Consider the following 16,194-nt stretch of genomic DNA (forward strand, 5'->3'; position numbering starts at 1 on the left):
GGCTGCGGACCATGCTGAAAGACACCTATCAGGCCATGGGACGCGTGAGCTCGTCGATCGTCGAGAACCCCGGGAAGCTGAAGCAGGCCATCCCCGGCGTCGTGCGGATCGGATCGATCATCGCGGCCGACCCGCAGCAGGCGAGATACCTGGGCCGCTGGTTCTCGACGGTTCGCCGCTCGACGCTCGACCTGGCGATGCCCTGGCTGCCGTTCGCGGTCATCGACCGGCTCGACGGCGTGCTCACCGACCGCAGCCGGGTCTTCGAGTTCGGTGGCGGTGGGTCGACCCTCTGGCTCTCGCCCCGGGTGGGCGAGGTCGTGACGGCGGAGCACGACCCGGAGTGGGTCGAGTACCTCCGAGGTCGCACCGCGGCGGCGCAGAGCGTCACCCTCCTCGTCCGGAGCGCCGCGAACGACTACGCCGACTACGTGGGCTCGATCGACGAGTACCCCGACGACCACTTCGATGCGGTGATCGTGGACGGGCGTCAGCGCGTCCGCTGCTTCGAACGGGCGTTGGCCAAGGTGCGGCCAGGTGGCCTCCTGATCCTGGACGACTCGCAGCGCGAGCACTACCGGGAGGCGTTCCGCCTCGCCTCGGGCTGGCCACGAGCCACGCTGCGAGGACTCACGCCGACCAAGACCATGGCGGGCACCACGACGCTGTGGACCCGTCCCGCGGCCTGATCAGTCACCTCCCGAGGGCTCCGACGGTCGCCGCGACCTCGGCAAGGGTCGCCGAGCGCGACCCGGTGTCCCGGCCGACCCGCAGCATCTCCAGGACGCCGGACGCCAGGAACGCCGACGGGTCCACGGCGCCAGCACGACGCCGGATCGACGGCGGGACCGGTTGCGGGTCCGGACGCACGTGCCGTCCGACGATCTCGTCGTACGTGGCCTCGAGCACCGTCGACTGCGGGTCCAGCCCGGTGACCATGAGGAGCCCCGACGGCTTGGTGTCCGCGAGGATCAACGTCAGGTCGGGCCGGTAGGCACGCAGGACCTCGACGATCCGGAACACGTCGCCGGTCCACTCCCACGTGTGACGGTCACGCGCCGCGATGTCGGCACGGCTCGGAAAGACGTCGTCGAACACGATGATGCTCGACCACGAGCAGTGCTTCTCAACATTGACGAAGTCGCGCAGCGCGAACTCGAAGAGGTGCATCCCGTCGATGAACGCCAGGTCGATCTGCCCGCCCACCGACGCGCAGGCGTCCGGGCGCGCGAAATAGTCGTCGCTCGTCGTCCGCTCGAGCACGGCCGCGGGATCCAGGTCGACGGTGATGTTGTAGGCGGGATCGATCCCGATGCTCGGGCACGAGGCAAGTGCGAGGCTCTTTCCGTTCCGCACCCCGATCTCGAGATACGTCCCGGGATCGAGACGGCGATGGACGTCTCCGAGGAAGTCGAGATAGTGCATCTTGCTCGCGAGCCGCGCTCTGGCCGGCATCGAAGCCAGCCTGTGCACATAGCCCTCGAGCCGCCCCGGCACTGCCCATGTCGCTGTCTGCGTATCTCCCATGAAGGGATCATGCCCTCCGGAACAGAATCACGCAGTTCGTTGCTCGTGAGGCGACGGAATGCCGGAAGCAGGACCCCATTCCAACCTCAGGTCGCGCTCGTCGACGGCCGCGTACGACTCGTTCTCCTGATCCAGCATCAGGTCCCGGCCGAGCACCAGGCCGATCATCACAAAGTATGGAGCCGCAGAGTTGGGGCTCAGCGCGACCTCGTTGAAGGTGGCGTTGATGATGAATCCGACGAGCAACCCGACAGCCATCAGGCGCGGCCGGCGGGAACGGACCCGGAAAGCGGCCTTGAGCAGCGCGGCGAAGAAGACCACGTAGACAGTGAGGCCGACGATCCCGAGCTGGCCGACGATCATTCCCAGCCCGCTCTCCGTCACGTTCGACTCCGCGCCCTCACCGAAGAGGTTCGACAGCACGCCGATGTTGCCCATCCCCCGTCCTAACGGGTGCTGGGGGAGCTCGAGGAATGCCGCGAGGAGCCCGTTGATGTGGGCGGTGGTGCTACCTGTCGAGCTCCTCAAGGAGAACCCGTAGAAGTAGGCGGCGCCCGCCAGCGCCACCATGATCGCGACCACGTGGTGCGTCCGGGACGCGAAGTAGCGCGTCCAGTACGCGAAGTAGGCGAGGAACCCGACGAGTGCTCCCTTGCTGACCGCGAACGCGCTGGCGACGACCATCACCGCGGCTGCCACCCGCGCCCGGACGGCCCACGCCGCCATGAAGACGGCGAAGAGGAACGTGCCGAAGTTCACCGGGTCGGCAAAGGGCCCCACCATCCGGCGGATCTGCGACCCACCGATCAGCTCGGACGAGAAGTAGTTGGAGGGCACACCAGTGCTCGGGTTGACGCCGATCCCCTTGTCCTCCCACAGCTCCTTGATCCCCAGGTCCTGCCAGAAGCGCGGGGTGGTCATCTCGAGCAGGCCGAACGCGCACGAGAGCACGCCGAGCACCACGAGCATCCGCATATATCGCCGTGGGCTCGCAAACCCGGCCGCAAGCAGGCCGATCGCGGTGAAGAGCATCGGGGTGATCAGGTTCCGGTACGAGGCGAGGGCGGACGTGACCGGTGCCGCGAAGATCACCGAGGAGACGAGTCCGTACGCGGTCACGAGGAAGGCACAGGCCGCGAGAGTCCGGCGCAGCGCGCGGCCCCGGTCCGTCGCGTGCCCGGCGGCCTGCGACCGTGCACCCAGCAGCGCCGCCCACGCCAGCACCGCGAACGCGAAGTTGAGCACGATCGCGAACTGCAGCTCCGACGCCTCGAGCTCGTCCGCAGTCGTCAGCAGATAGACGTTCTGGCTCGCCGACATGATCGTCGGCACCAGGAGGTAGAAAGCGACGTCGCCCTTGTTGTGCAACGTCCACAGGAGCGGCACCAGCATCGTGCAGAGCATCAGCACAAGGGTCACGACAATGCTCGTCGTCGAGGGAAGCTGGTGCGAGAGAAGCGTTCCCGCAACGAAGACGACAAAGAGCCCGACGGGGACAATGTCGGCAATACGCCGGTGCGGCGGGCCCGGGGGCGACAAAAGCCGGGCAGAACCGCTGGTCGGCGTGCGCAAGGCCATGCAGTGGATCCTATGGGGCGGTTTCCCGGAGCGCGCGTACTAAGTCGCCCGACGCGCGACAAATACTCCCACGTCGTACGCTCGGCGAAGGCCCGTAAATGCGTGAACATGCCGCCTCTTTGCCATCACCATCGCCACACCGACCGAGCGTGTCGCGACGAGAGGAACTCCAGCGTGAAGCCGAGCAGACGACCGTCCGTGGCCATCATCGGCACTCGTGGATATCCGAGCTACTACGGCGGTTTCGAGACCGCGGTCCGGCATCTCGCCCCCTTTCTGGTGGACTCCGGGTGGCAGGTCTCCGTGTACAGCCGGCCGGAGGCGACGCTTGCCGACGACGAGGGGCGCGACCACCGCGTATCGACGATCACGACGCGTGGCGTGAACTCCCGCTGCTTCAGCACGCTGACCTACGGCGCGACGGCGTCGATCGACGCTGTCCGCCGCCGTCCCGACGTCGCGCTGGTCATGAACGTCGCGAACGGATTCTGGCTCCCGCTGCTTCGTGCGCGAGGGATCCGGACGCTCGTCAACGTCGACGGCATGGAGTGGAAGCGCACGAAGTGGGGCACGCTCGCGCGGTCCGTCTTCCTCGGTGGCGCTCGGGCCACCGCGCGGTGGGCCGACGCGCTGGTCGTGGACGCGGTGGAGATCGGGCGGCACTGGCGGGAGGACTTCGGCCGCGAGGGCACGTTCATCCCCTACGGCGGACAGGAGTATGACGACGCAGTTCCGCCCGAGTTCGAGCGCCGCAGCTATGTCCTGTTCGTCGCCCGGCTGGTTCCCGAGAACTCGGTCTGGGAGTTCCTCGACGCCGCGCGCCGGCTGGCCGGCTCACGCGACGTCGTGATCGTGGGCTCGTCGGGCTTCGGCGGTCCCGTCGAGACCGCCGTGCGCGACCTCGCCCGCGCGCACCCTCGGATCCACTGGCTCGGCCAGGTGTCGGACGACCGGCGTCTCCACGCCCTCTGGCACCACGCCGGCGCCTACTTCCACGGGCACAGCGTGGGCGGCACCAACCCGGCCCTGGTCCAGGCGATGATGTGCGGAGCACCGGTCGTCGCCCGCGACACCCCGTACAACCGCGAGGTGCTCGGCGACAGCGGGGTCCTCGTACGCGCTGACGCTGCCGAGATCACGGGAACGCTCGCCGCCGTCCTCGGGGACCGCGAGCGCCAGGAGTCCCTGAGCACGGCAGCGCTCGACCGCGCACGTGCCGAGTACTCGTGGAAGCGCGTGCTCGACGACTACGAACGCGCGTTGCGCGACCTTCTTCCGCGATGACGCGGACGGGCTCACCGGCGGCGCGGAAGGACGCATCCGCCTCGACGGAGGCGAGAGAGCGGATCCGGTGCGCGGTGGTCAACCCGATCCCGGGCGTCCTCGGCCACTTCGAGCACGAGCTGCGCACGGTCCTCTCAGCGGCCGGCGCCACGTCCGTCGTCGTACGGGCCGGCGCGCCGATCGAGGGTCTCAGCGCCGTGCGCAAGGTTGGCGTCACCCTCGGTACGGTGGTCGGACGCCTCGCGCTACGGGCCGAGGCGTCCGGAACCCTCGTCCTCTGGCCTGCCTTCGGATACCTCGACGCGCTGACCTGGATCGCGCGGGCGCGGAGGACACCGGTCCTGCTCCTCGTCCACGACGTCCAGCCGCTCCGGCCGCAGCTCGGCTACTCGCGGACGGCACGACGGCTGTTCGCCTGGGCCGTGCACCGCAGTCGCGTGCAACCTGTCTGCCTCACGACCGCGGCGGCCGACGAGCTCCGGTCACTCACGGGGGTCACGCCCATCGTCGTGCCACACCCCGTGGCTCGACCGGCGCCGACGCCCACAGAGCTCCCCGACCGCACGCGACGGCCGGTCCGGGTGCTCGGGCAGCACAAGACGGCCCGGGAGGTGTCGTCGCTCCATGCGATCGCCACCGGGCTCGGCGGGGCGTGCGCGCTGGAGATCAAGGGACGCGGCTGGGGCGAGGTCTCCGGATGGGACGTGGACAGCCGCTTCCTCTCGGACGAAGAGTTCGACAGTGCCATCGCGACCTCCGGCTGCCTCGTGCTGCCCTACGCCCGCTTCTACCAGAGCGGGGTCGCGGTGCGGGCCCTGGAGCATGGTGTCCCGGTCGTCGCGCGCAGGCATCCCCACCTCGAGGAGCTCTTCGGGGCCTCGTGGCCCGGATTCGTGGAGGACGAGGACTGGCCGGCCGCCGTACGACGTGCGCTCTCGCTCTCGCGCACGTCGATCCTGCAGCGCCGTGAGCACGTGATCGACGTCGTCGTCCGGTCCTGGTCCGCCGTCCTGGAGAAGACGCTGCGATGACCGGCACATCGACCACGGACCGGAACGACCTCGGCCGGACCGCCGTCCGTGGCGGCACCTGGACCGTCGCCGGTCAGGCGCTCCGGGCGCTGATGCAGCTCGCCGGGCTGGTCGTGCTCGCCCGCCTCCTCAGTCCGACCGACTTCGGCTACCTGGCGATGGTGGTCGCGGTGATCGGGGTGGGCGAGGTGATCCGGGACGCCGGGCTCGCCAACGCGGCGGTCCAGGCCCGCGAGCTGACACAGGGCCAGCGGAGCAATCTCTTCTGGCTGAACAGCGCCCTGGGCGCGGCCTTCACAGCGGCCGTCGTCGCTCTCGCCCCGCTCATCGCGGGGCTGTACGACGAACCGCGCCTCGTCGAGGTGAGCAGGTGGCTCGCGCCGGCCCACGCCACCGGAGAAGGTCTGGAAGAAGCCGCCGCACGTCCGGCGACCGTTCTGGACACGGTCTCGTCGGAGGGTGCTGCGCGTGGTGCTGTGGACGCTGGCGGTTGTCGTCGGCGTCCTGCTCGTCCTGCTCTCCTGGGTGGCGGCCGACGCGCTCCGCGCGAGGGGAGCGCTCGAGGACGCTGCCGCCAAGGTCGCGCTGCTGCAGGCTGACGCGGTGGCGGGCAGGGCCGACCGGCTCGACGGCACCGTCGCCGCACTTCAGGAGGATGCGGCGCTGGCCGCCGAGGCGACGAGCGGTCCCCATTGGTCCATCACCGGCCGTCTGCCGGGCGTCGGCCCCACGGTGGATGCTGTGTCGACGGTGGCTGACGTCGTCGCCGGCCTCGCCACCGGGCCGTTGCCCGACCTTGCGGGCGTGGTGCAGCTCGCGAACCCGGCGACGTTCGCGCCGACGGACGGACGCGTCGACCTCGCGCCGCTCCAGCAGGTGGCGCCGCAGGTCATCCGCGCCGACGCGTCGATCGGTGCCGCCCTCCAGCGGGTGCGAAACCTTGACGGCACGATGTTGCCGCAGGTCGGAGACGTCGTGGACCGTTTCGAGAACCAGCTGAGCGACGTCCGGGCGACGTCGGCGACGGCGTCCCGGGCGGCGCAGCTGATCCCCTCGATGCTGGGCGCGGCCGGCCCGCGGGACTACCTGGTCCTGGTGCAGAACAACGCCGAGCCGCGGGCGCTCGGCGGGATCGTCGGCTCCGTGCTGGTGCTGCGTGCCGAGGGCGGCGCCGTCTCGCTGGTGCAGCAGATGCCGGGGCAGCAGGTCGGTCCGTTCGAGACCCCCGTTGTTGAGCTCACGCAGGACGAGCAGCTGGTCCTCGGCGACGAGGAGATGGCGCGCTGGATGCAGAACGTCACGCTCACCCCCGACTTCCCGCGCGCGGCCGAGGTGGCCCGGGAGATGTGGCGGGTCGAGACCGGCCAGGTGGTCAGCGGCGTGATCTCCGTGGACCCGGTGGTCCTGGCCGACCTCCTCGCCGTGGTGGGCCCTTTCGACGCAGGCCCGGGCGGGACGCTCCAGAGCGACCAGCTCGTGGACTACCTGCTCAACGGCATCTACAAGACCGAGACGCCGGTGCAGCAGGACGTGATCTTCGCCGACATCGCGCGCCGCGCTTTCGAGACGTTGTCGGGCGGCGCCGGGGGCGGCGCCGGGGGCGGCGCCGGGCTCGTGAACGCTCTGGCCATCTCGGCGCGTGAGGGCCGTCTCCTGGTGTGGTCGGCGGACGGCGACGAGGCGGGTCTGCTCCAGGGGACGGTGCTCGATGGCGGCCTCCGCGGCATCAGCAACGGCTCCCCGGTGGTCGGGGTGTTCACGCAGGGCACCGATGCGGCGAAGATCGGCTACTACCTGGACACGGCCGTGAAGGTCGAAGAGGTGACCGAGCGACCCGACGGGTCCCGGGAGCTCGAGGTCGACGTGACCTACCGCTCCCTGGTCCCGCCCGACGAGGCCGCGCTGCTGCCGGAGTACATCGCCGGGCCGGACCAGGCGAGCGCCGGCCGCATCAGACTGCGGTCGCCGGTGCCTCCGCCCATTTCTCTCCCCACCCCGGATGCGTCACCAGACCCCCATCTGCTGGCCCCTTCGCGGAAGCTGTCGTCGACCGAATTTCCCGTTTCGACGCGAGAACTGGTGACAGCAACCGTTACGTTACCTGCGACGGCTCTCGCGCTCTTGTTGAGGCAGCGTTCCGGAGAAAAGACCGATAACTCCGACCTCTTAACGCCCCCGAAACAATCGGCGCGCCAATGGCCCGTAGAATCCACCGAACACCACCAGGTAGCACCCGATTCCAGACAATCTTCCGGAGCCATCACATGACCTTTACCGTTCTGGCAGTGTGCACCGGCAACATCTGTCGCTCCCCCGCACTCGAGGCCCTGCTGCGCCATTCGCTCGACGGCTCCGTCGTCGTCGCGAGCGCCGGCACGCACGCCGTCGTCGGCTCGCCCGTCTCTCCCCCGATGGACGACCTGCTGACGGCGAGCGGCGTCGACGCGTCGGACTTCGTGGCCCGCCAGCTCACAGCGGGCATCATCCGCGAGGCCGACCTGGTGCTGGCCCTGACCACCGCTCACCGCGCGTGGATCGTGGACCGGGAGCCCGCCGCCGTCCGCCGCACCCTGACGCTGCGGGAGCTCGCCCGCCTCACGAGCACCGTGGCCCCTGGCACGGTGGTGGGCGCGTCCGCCGCGGCGCGGCTCGCCGCCCTGGTCCCCGCAGCCCTGCTCGAGCGGCCCCGGCACGCGGGCCGCGCGCACGACGACGACGTGGTGGACCCGTACGGCCGGTCCGAGCGCACCTACCGGGAGTCCTACGACCAGATCCTCGGCGCGCTGGCGCCGATCGTCAGCGCGGTACGGCCGGGACCCGGCTCCGCCGCTCGTACCAGCGCTTCGTGAAGAACCACAGGACGTTCCCGCCCACGAGCGCCAACCCGGCCGCCACGAGCACCACGGGCACGGAAGCGCCGATGAGCTTGAGCCCGGACGCGAGGAGAAGGATCGCGAGCGCCCTGCGGAGGAGCCCGCCGGGGGCGCGCGAGGAGGCGTGGGCGCCCGCCCACGCCCCGGGGATCGCACCGATCAGCAGCGACGCGGTGAGCCCCAGGGAGAAGTCGCCGTAGAGCAGGTGCCCCAGCGACGCGGCGGCGACCAGGGGAACGGCCTGGACGAGGTCGGTGCCGACGAGCTGCGAGGCCTTGAGAGCCGGGTACAGCAGGAGCAGCACCACGATGACGACGGACCCGGCACCCACGGACGTCATGCCCACCAGGAGGCCGGCCACGGCGCCGAGCAGGGCCGTGGCAAGGGGCCGCACCACCACCTCGGGCGCCGTCGGCACCGCGGGTCCCTCGCCGAAGGCGGACCGGCTCTTCACCATCTGGAGCACGGCGCGCGCCACCAGCCCGAGGGCAGCGATCAGCAGCGCCACGCCGAGCACGATCTGCAGCGCCTCGTCCAGGGACTCCCCGAACGGGAGCGACTTGACGAGCAGGGCGCCGCAGAACGCGGCCGGGACGGAGCCGACGCACAGCCACAGCACCATCCGCAGGTTCACCGTGCCGCGCCGCAGGTGGACGACGGCGCCGGCCGGCTTCATGAACAGGCTCGCGACCACGTCGCTCGACACGGCGGTGAGGGGGTCGACCCGGAAGACGAAGATGAGCATCGGCGTCATCAGGGCACCACCGCCCATGCCCGTGAGCCCGACGACGAAGCCCACGAGCAGCCCGCCGACGATCAACCACGGATCGATGCTCACGGCTGGGACGCTAACCGGTCAACGGTCCCCCGGCACCAGAGGACCACCTGTCGATCACCCCGGCGGTGAACCCTCAGTACGCTCCCCGGCTCGAGACCACGGCCCGTGCCGTCTTGGCGAGGATCAGCAGGTCCTGGAGCACCGTCCAGTTCTCCGCGTAGTACACGTCGAGGCGGACCGACTCGTCCCAGGAGAGGTCGGACCGGCCGGTCACCTGCCACAGTCCGGTGAGCCCGGGCTTCACGAGGAGACGACGCCGCATCCGCTGGCCGTACTGGACCACCTCGCGCTCCAGCGGCGGCCGCGGACCCACGAGGCTCATGTTCCCGAGGAGCACGTTCACCAGCTGCGGCAGCTCGTCGACCGAGTACTTCCGCAGCAGACGCCCCAGCCGGGTCACGCGCGGGTCGGCCCGCACCTTGAAGAGCACACCGGCCGCCTCGTTGGCCGCCGCGAGCTGCGAGACCTCGCGGTCGGAGCCCGCTCGCATGGTGCGGAACTTGATCATGGTGAACACCGAGCCGCCCTTGCCCACGCGCTTCTGGAGGAAGAACGGGGAGCCCGGGTCGTCGATCATCACGCCGATCGAGACCACCAGGAGAGCCGGCAGGAGCAGCACGACGAGCAGCGCGGCGGCCACCCGGTCGATGATCGCCTTCACGAGGAACTTGGCTCCGCCGAACTGCGGCGCGTCCACGTGCAGGAGCGACACCCCGGTGGCCGGCGTGACGTGGATGCGCGCGCCGGCGACGTCGGCCAGCTCCGCGGTGAGCATCAGGTCCACCCCGGCGGACTCGAGCTCCCAGCCGAGACTCCGCACGGCGTCGGCGGTCATGGCGTCGGAGCCGCTCACCGCGACCGACGTCGCGCCGACCAGCGCCGCGACCTCGCCCGCCTGGCTCAGGTCGCCGAGCACGGGCACGTCGAGGATCGTCTCTCCGAGGCTGGCCTCGCCGTCAGGCACGCACAGCCCCACCACGCGGTACCCGTGGTACGGGTGGCGGTTGAGGCGTTCGACGAGGCGCTCGGCCTGGTCACGGTGACCGATCGCGACGACGGTGGTCATGCACTCCCCGTGCACGTCACGCCGGCGGTGCAGCCGCTTGCGCCAGGCGTAGCGCGTCAGCACGAGGGCGACGGCGCCCAGCGGGAACGCGTACAGGAGGTACGCGCGCGCCTCGCCGAAGCTGGCGAGGAACGCGACGACCGCGAGGATGCCGAACAGCTTCCAGGTCGAGTCGAAGACCCGCTGGTACTCGGTGAACCCCGAGCCGAACGTCCGCGTCGAGTACGCCCGGCCCATCGCGAGCGAGCTGATCCACAGACACGCCAGGAGCGCGGAGATCGCCCAGTACCAGGGCCCGAACCCGTCCCGGACCGGCGCGTCGGCGAACTGCTGCCAGTGCAGCAGGTGGGCGGCCGCGACGGCCAGGACCACGACGAGGCTGTCGCTCAGAAGCACGCGGTCCCGGTAGAAGGTCTGCCACCGGGCGCGCGGCATCGACCTGCGGAGGGCACGGAGGGTAGCTTCGGGCGTGGCGACGTGGCGCATCGTGGGCCAGGGCTCCCGGATGCTTCGTCGCTCGTCCAGTGTCGTCACGATGAGGGTCCTTTCGGGGCTCGGACGTCTCGGAGCGCGGTCACAGGAAATTCGGGCATAAGGGCATGAACTCGTAAGGTCGACCCCAGATGGGGGGCGTGCCGTCAGGTGGGCGTTCCGAGCGGGTGGGTCGGAGAAACGTCGACGGCGGGGCGGCCATCACGATGCTAAGAGCGCCGACCCGCCGGCGTGTGCTCGAACCGGGGCCTTTCACCCGTCGATTCACCCGGTAGATTTTTAGCCTCTGACCTGGAGTTTCACCCGATCACCGAGGTTGTCGACCACGCCGTCGGCCATCGCTCCGGGCAATCCCCGGGCCAGTCGTGAGCCGCTTCCCTAGACTGGCAAGGTGCCGTCATTCGTGAGCCTGCTCGCGCACCCGGAGAAGCGCCGTCCGAGCCCTCCCCCGCCGCGCGCCGACCTGACCCGGGTCGTCCTCCTGGGCATGGGCGCGTGGGCTGTGGCGCTCGTCGTCACGCTGATCCTGTTCGCCAGGGACTCAGCCAGCCTGCTGGCCGTCCTGACGTGCGCCGCCGGGTTCCTGCTCGGTGGTCCCGGGCTCCTCTGGGCCCGCCGCCACCGCAACGACCGGTCCGGCTAAGCAGGCTCCCAGGCCGACTCGGCGGTCAGCGCGTCCGCGCGCTCCGGCTGCCGCAGCGCCGCCTCCAGCAGCAGACGGTCCAGCCCCGACACCTCGGCGAGCGCCCGGGCCAGGCCCGTCACCCCCGTCGCGTGGGCGGCCCCGTCGGCGGTGAGCCACCAGGCGACCTCCCGCCCCTCGACCGTGAGGCGCTCGTGCGCGAACCACACCTCGGGCAGCGCGGGCGAGAGCGCCCGCACGTGCGGGTGGAGCGGCGTGCGCGCCCCCGGGGAGTCCGGGGGTACGACGTCGCCCTGGTCACCCACCAGCGGGAGGTCCAGCAGGTCGGCGAGCGCCCGGGCGGCGCGGGCCGGGGCCGGGACGACGGCGTTCCCGTCCGCCCACTCGAGCTGGGCCCATCGGGCCGACGCCGCCACCACCAGGTCGTCGGCGCGCTCGACCACCGCCGTACCGTCGGGTCCGAGGGCCGGGAGCCGGTCGGGCAGGGGATCCAGCTCGGCGCGCTCGTCAGCCGCGAGCGCGGCCAGGCCCCGCCACAGCGCGAGGGCGACGTGCGCCGGGAGGCGGGCTCCGGCGTCGGGCAGAGCTGTGAGGAGGACCGGCCAGTCCTCCGGGCCGAGCACCTCCAGGTCGTCCACGCCGCCCACGGCGCGGAGGACTGGCTCGTCGAGGCCGCGGGCCGGGGCCGGGACGGGCGGGAGGAGCGGGACGTCGGCGCGCAGCGCGAAGGGAGCGCCCAGCTCCCGGCGCAGCCACCACGCGGTGTACGACGGCGCGCTGCCGCCGCTGTCGGGCGACCGCACCGGGGTGAGGAGCGCCTGCCGGGCGGCCGGGTCGGCCGCGATGCGTGCGAGGAGCGCGGCGAGACCGGCGTCCGGGTCGTCGTCGCCCGTGGCGTCCAGGTCGGCGACCGCCTCCAGGTCGCCCAGCCAGCTGCCGGGGCCCAGCAGGTCGCCCAGGTGCTCCAGGTACTCGTCCCAGGCGGGGAGCCAGCCGGCGGGGTCGTCCGGGCCGGTCTCGGGCTCGTCGCCGGGCTCCGGCACGACGACGTCGCGCACCCGGTAGACGGCGAGGTCCGCCCGGGCGCCCGCCGCGGCCAGGACGTCGGCGCCCCAGGTGCGCACCACGTCGTCGGACACCGGGGCGAGCTCCGGGAGGAGCCGTTCGGCGGGCGTGCCGGGAAGGACGGACTCCCGGAGCGGGACCAGGCCGTCGGCGGTCTCGACGGGGAGCTCGCCCAGCCAGAACGGGAGGGCCGCGTCGGCGTCCTCCTCGATCGCGAGACGGGCGAGACCCAGGGTGGCGCCGACGACGGCCCAGGGGCCGGTCGTCTCCAGGGTGCCCGGCCACTCGAGGTCGCCCTCGAGGATCTCGTCCGCGGCGGCGAGCGACGACGCCCGGACCGACGCGTCGTCGAGCAGGGCCCGGGGCGTCGTCGGCACAGCACCCGCGCGGGACAGGACCGGGTGCGCGGCGTCCGGGTGCACCGCCCGCACCCCGAGGACAGCGGTGCTCCGGCGCAGCAGCTCGTCCGTGGGGAGCACCACCGTGCCGCGGGCGCCGCGGGCCGTCCGGCCGTCGGCGAGGGGGACGGGGGCTCCCGCGAGCGCCTCGAGCACTGCCGGGTCGCCCACGTGCGGGGCGAGCGCGTCGAGCGCCGCGCGGACCGTGGCGGGGTCCACGGGCAGCTCCGCCAGGAGGTCGGCGAGGTCGACGGCCCGGGCGCCCAGGCGGCGCGCGAGCGCGTGGTGGCGTCGCGGCAGGGCCACGAGCACCGGGTCGGGCCCGCCTGCGTCGCTGAAGTACCCGGTCACCGCCGGGGCGAGGGCACGCGCGACCGCCGGGTCCTCGGCGACGTCCCCGCCGAGAAGCACGGCCCCCTGAGGCGCGACCAGCCCCTCCTGCGCTTCGGGGGCCGGGGCCGGGGTTCGGAGGAGCGGGGTGCCGCGGAGAGCCTGCGACGCGGCGTCACGGATCGCCGAGTCGAGCTCGCCCGCGGGAAGGCCCGTGGGCACCAGGTCCAGAGCGTCGACCGGACCGGCGTCCGCGCGCCCGGCCGGGCCCGCGCGACCGGCGTCCGCGCGGCCGGCGTCCGCGGGCGGGCCAGCCGCCAGCTCGCCGACGAACGCGGCGTACGCGCGGCCGGCCTCCGTCGCGATCCGGTCGGTGGCCGCGCCGGGCAGCACGCCGCGGCGGCCCGGGTCCACCGGGAACGACGCGATAAGCAGGGCCGGGAACGACAGCGGCACGTCCGTGGGTGTGGGGGCGTGCAGGAGCCGTGGGCCGGCCGCAGCCGTGCGGACGCCCGCTGCGGCACCCCGGCCCGCGGCGCGCGGCACCGCCCACAGGACCGTCCAGCCGGTGCGCTGCGCCTCGACCGGCAGCGCCGGATCGGGGTCGAGCGGGCCCGCCGCGCGGTACGCGAGCCAGCGCGAGCCGACGTCGCGAAGAGTCCGCCGCCGGGTGTCCGCTTCGAGAACGCCATCCGGCCCGCCATTCGGGTCCGGAGCGGGCCGGATGGCGTTCTCGAAGCGGACTCCGGCGGCGGGCGCCTCCTCCACCACGATCTCGTCGAGGGCCGGCAGCGCGAGGAGCAGCGCGTCGTCGACGGCCTCGAGCTGGCGGCGTACGGCGGCCACCGCGTCGTCGTCGCGCAGGGAGAGCTCCACCACGGTGTCCGGCTCGTCGTCCCGCGTTGCCGGGGCGGGGAAGGGCAGCCGCAGCACCGGCAGGGCAGCGGGCCGGGACCGGACCAGGTCCTGCACCCACGCGGGAGCGTCGGGCACCTCGCGCAGCAGCTGCTGCGTCTCCGAGAGCGAGAAGCGGACGCCGCCCGACCGGGACCGGACCACCACCTCGTCCGACACCGACCGCACCGCCGCGAAGCCCACCCCGAACCGGCCGACGACGTCGTGGTCCGGGACCGGCACCGCCGCCGCGCCCGCCTTCGACGACGCGCGGAGCGACGCGAGCGACGCCACCCCGCCCGCGTCGAGCGGTGCCCCGGAGTTGCTCGCGACGAGGCGCCAGGAGCCGTCGTCGGCCGGCTCGAGGCGCAGCGACAGCCGGCCGGGAGCTCCGGCCCGCGCCGCGGCATCGGCGGCGTTCTGGGCCAGCTCGACCACGACGCGGTCGCGGTAGTAGCCGCGTGCGTGGTCCTCCTCGGAGTTCGCGTCCTCCCGGAGGCGCGTCGGCGAGGCGAGCCACGCCTCGGTCACCGCGCGCCGCAGCGCGGCGGTGCCGAAGGCGTCGTGGGTCACGCGTTCCCGTCGCTGCCCGACGTCGGCTGCTCGGGAACGACGGCCGGCGCAGTCGCCCGGGTGGGGCTGCCTGCCGGGGCCGTGGCCCGCCGCCGGCGACGCACCGGTGCGACGGGCGCGACCGGCTCCGCCTCTGGCTCGACGGCCGACTGCGCGGGCTCGGCCTGCGCGGGCTCGGCCTGCGCGGGCTCGGCCTGCGCGGGCTCGGCCTGCTCAGGAGCAGCGGGCGCGACGGACGCGACGGGCGCCGGCTCGATGATCACGAGCGGCTCCGACGTCCTGGCCGTGCTGCCGGCCGGTGCCGTGGCCCGCCGACGGCGACGCACCGGCGAGGCCGGCTCGGCGACCGGCTCGGCCGACGTGCTCATCTCGGACGGGACCGGCTCCGGCACGACGTCCACCAGCTCGGCCGCCACCAGGGCCTCGGCGACGACCTCTGGCGTCTGCGCGGCCACCGGCTCAACAGACTCCGCAGGCTCGACCGGAACGACCGGAACGACCGACTCAGCGACCCGGATCGCCCGCGTGCGGCGACGCTTCGGGGCGGGCTCGGCGACGACAGGCTCCGGCTCGACGGCCTCAGCCCCGACCGGCTCCGGCTCCGCCACCGCGTCCGGCTCCGGCTCCGGCTCCGCCACCGGCTCAACGACCGGCCCCGCCCCAGCCGCCGGCTCCACCGTGACCGGCTCCACCACGACCGGCTCGGCCACGGCGACGTCCTGCGCGGCAGCAGCGGCGCCCTCGGCGACCACGTCGTCGGGTGCGCGCCGCGCCCGGGGCGAGCGATCGCCGTCGGGCAGCGTGACGAGCTCGACGCCGTGCTCGTCGATGATCGGCGCGGGGGCCGGCCAGTCGCTGGGCTGGGGGTCCACGTCCGTCTCGGAGTGGGCGCCGCAGCCGTGGTCGACGGAGACGACCTTGCCGTCGTCCGGGGACCACGGGTTGGCGCAGACCCCGAACAGCTGACCGAGGGCACCCTGCAGCGGGATGAAGTACCCGCAGCTCACGCACTCCGCCGCGGCAGCGACAGCACCGGGGGCCGTGGGGCCGCGAGTACCGCGGTACCAGCGATCGGCAGCCTCGTCCCGGCCCTGCGGCGACAGGACGCGGGCGCGGGCGAGCGCCAGCTCGTCGATCGCCACCTCGTCGACCTCGGGGTCGCCCGTGGGGACGAAGCCCGGCTCGAGGCGCGGGTCGTCGGGACGGAACGGCAGCACGTCGCCGGTGCCGATGTCCCCGGGTCGCAGCCGCTCCGACCAGGGCAGCCACTCGGGAGCGAGGATCGCCTCGTCGCCGGGCAGGAGCTCCACCTCGCTGACCGTCGCCGACCGGCTGCGCGGGATCCGCGCGAGGGTGACGGTCCAGTGCCAGCCGCGATAACCCTTCATCGCGGCCGCAAAGCGGTGGGACACCACCCGGTCGTCCTCGAGGGCTGTTCCAAGGTGCTCGCCCACGTCCTGCGGGCGCTCGGCCACCTCCTGAGCCGCCTCGCGGGCGAGCTCGACGGCACCGTTCAGGACGGCGTCACGGCTCGTGCGGGCGCTGACCCGCCGAGCCTGCGAACGCACGGCTGGGACCGCCTCGGCAGTCATGATCACCATG

The 16,194-nt window shown here is 72.7% G+C and carries 13 protein-coding genes; 7 read left to right on the forward strand and 6 right to left on the reverse strand.

Annotated features, from left to right (window positions below; genetic code table 11):
• The first annotated feature begins 11 nt into the window (after positions 1-11).
• A complete protein-coding gene (locus D1350_RS11945) occupies positions 12-689 on the forward strand; it encodes an O-methyltransferase (protein WP_125776224.1) in 678 nt (225 codons plus the stop codon).
• A gap of 4 nt (positions 690-693) precedes the next feature.
• Here D1350_RS11945 and D1350_RS11950 read toward each other — a convergent pair whose 3' ends face one another.
• Together D1350_RS11950 and D1350_RS11955 are read right to left on the reverse strand one after the other, a co-directional pair.
• Complete coding sequence (locus tag D1350_RS11950) at positions 694-1,455, reverse strand: class I SAM-dependent methyltransferase (RefSeq protein WP_164545147.1); 762 nt, start codon at positions 1,453-1,455, stop codon at positions 694-696.
• A 99-nt stretch (positions 1,456-1,554) separates the two neighbouring features.
• Complete coding sequence (locus D1350_RS11955) at positions 1,555-2,946, reverse strand: O-antigen ligase family protein (protein ID WP_125776226.1); 1,392 nt, start codon at positions 2,944-2,946, stop codon at positions 1,555-1,557.
• A gap of 333 nt (positions 2,947-3,279) precedes the next feature.
• On the opposite strand from D1350_RS11955, the gene D1350_RS11960 reads away from it, so the two are divergent.
• From D1350_RS11960 to D1350_RS11980, 5 genes are all read left to right on the forward strand, one after another.
• Positions 3,280-4,389 carry a glycosyltransferase gene (locus D1350_RS11960; RefSeq protein WP_240644055.1) on the forward strand — a complete coding sequence of 370 codons (1,110 nt, stop codon included), beginning with the start codon at positions 3,280-3,282 and terminating at the stop codon, positions 4,387-4,389.
• 74 nt (positions 4,390-4,463) lie between these two features.
• On the forward strand, positions 4,464-5,420 hold the full coding sequence (locus D1350_RS11965; protein ID WP_125776228.1) for a glycosyltransferase family protein: 957 nt from the start codon (positions 4,464-4,466) through the stop codon (positions 5,418-5,420).
• The gene (locus tag D1350_RS11970; RefSeq protein WP_125776229.1) at positions 5,417-6,019 is read left to right on the forward strand and encodes an oligosaccharide flippase family protein; all 603 of its coding nucleotides are present in this window, start codon (positions 5,417-5,419) and stop codon (positions 6,017-6,019) included. Before D1350_RS11965 ends, D1350_RS11970 begins: the two co-directional genes overlap by 4 nt.
• Before the next feature lie 457 nt (positions 6,020-6,476).
• On the forward strand, positions 6,477-7,688 hold the full coding sequence (locus tag D1350_RS24465; RefSeq protein WP_240644074.1) for a DUF4012 domain-containing protein: 1,212 nt from the start codon (positions 6,477-6,479) through the stop codon (positions 7,686-7,688).
• On the forward strand, positions 7,685-8,269 hold the full coding sequence (locus D1350_RS11980; protein WP_125776231.1) for an arsenate reductase/protein-tyrosine-phosphatase family protein: 585 nt from the start codon (positions 7,685-7,687) through the stop codon (positions 8,267-8,269). The genes D1350_RS24465 and D1350_RS11980 overlap by 4 nt, the downstream gene beginning before the upstream one ends.
• On the opposite strand, the gene D1350_RS11985 is transcribed toward D1350_RS11980, so the two are convergent.
• Positions 8,217-9,131 (reverse strand): sulfite exporter TauE/SafE family protein, encoded by a 915-nt coding sequence (locus tag D1350_RS11985; protein WP_240644056.1) that lies wholly within the window; start codon positions 9,129-9,131, stop codon positions 8,217-8,219. The genes D1350_RS11980 and D1350_RS11985 overlap by 53 nt on opposite strands.
• 73 nt (positions 9,132-9,204) lie before the next feature.
• Positions 9,205-10,731 carry a sugar transferase gene (locus D1350_RS11990; protein ID WP_240644057.1) on the reverse strand — a complete coding sequence of 509 codons (1,527 nt, stop codon included), beginning with the start codon at positions 10,729-10,731 and terminating at the stop codon, positions 9,205-9,207.
• A gap of 349 nt (positions 10,732-11,080) precedes the next feature.
• Here D1350_RS11990 and D1350_RS11995 point away from each other — a divergent pair, with 349 nt between their 5' ends.
• A complete protein-coding gene (locus tag D1350_RS11995; RefSeq protein ID WP_125776232.1) occupies positions 11,081-11,332 on the forward strand; it encodes a DUF2530 domain-containing protein in 252 nt (83 codons plus the stop codon).
• Here D1350_RS11995 and D1350_RS12000 read toward each other — a convergent pair.
• Both D1350_RS12000 and D1350_RS24755 read right to left on the reverse strand, forming a co-directional pair.
• Positions 11,329-14,592, reverse strand: a complete 3,264-nt coding sequence (locus D1350_RS12000) for a sacsin N-terminal ATP-binding-like domain-containing protein (RefSeq protein ID WP_125776233.1) — start codon at positions 14,590-14,592, stop codon at positions 11,329-11,331. The genes D1350_RS11995 and D1350_RS12000 overlap by 4 nt on opposite strands.
• Positions 14,589-16,184, reverse strand: coding sequence for a DUF3027 domain-containing protein (locus D1350_RS24755; RefSeq protein WP_276313730.1), 1,596 nt, complete (start codon positions 16,182-16,184; stop codon positions 14,589-14,591). Before D1350_RS24755 ends, D1350_RS12000 begins: the two co-directional genes overlap by 4 nt.
• Positions 16,185-16,194 lie beyond the last annotated feature (10 nt).

The sequence above is a fragment of the Antribacter gilvus genome (genome assembly GCF_003946865.1).
GTDB classification, from domain to species: domain Bacteria; phylum Actinomycetota; class Actinomycetes; order Actinomycetales; family Cellulomonadaceae; genus Antribacter; species Antribacter gilvus.

What these genes read in the sequence shown, in the direction of transcription:
- D1350_RS11980 (WP_125776231.1), top strand. Translation starts at nt 7,685, where the DNA reads ATGACCTTTACCGTTCTGGCAGTGTGCACCGGCAACATCTGTCGCTCC.
- D1350_RS24465 (WP_240644074.1), top strand. Translation starts at nt 6,477, where the DNA reads ATGCTGGGCGCGGCCGGCCCGCGGGACTACCTGGTCCTGGTGCAGAAC.
- D1350_RS11970 (WP_125776229.1), top strand. Translation starts at nt 5,417, where the DNA reads ATGACCGGCACATCGACCACGGACCGGAACGACCTCGGCCGGACCGCC.
- D1350_RS11950 (WP_164545147.1), bottom strand. Translation starts at nt 1,455, where the DNA reads ATGCCGGCCAGAGCGCGGCTCGCGAGCAAGATGCACTATCTCGACTTC.
- D1350_RS11945 (WP_125776224.1), top strand. Translation starts at nt 12, where the DNA reads ATGCTGAAAGACACCTATCAGGCCATGGGACGCGTGAGCTCGTCGATC.
- D1350_RS24755 (WP_276313730.1), bottom strand. Translation starts at nt 16,184, where the DNA reads ATGACTGCCGAGGCGGTCCCAGCCGTGCGTTCGCAGGCTCGGCGGGTC.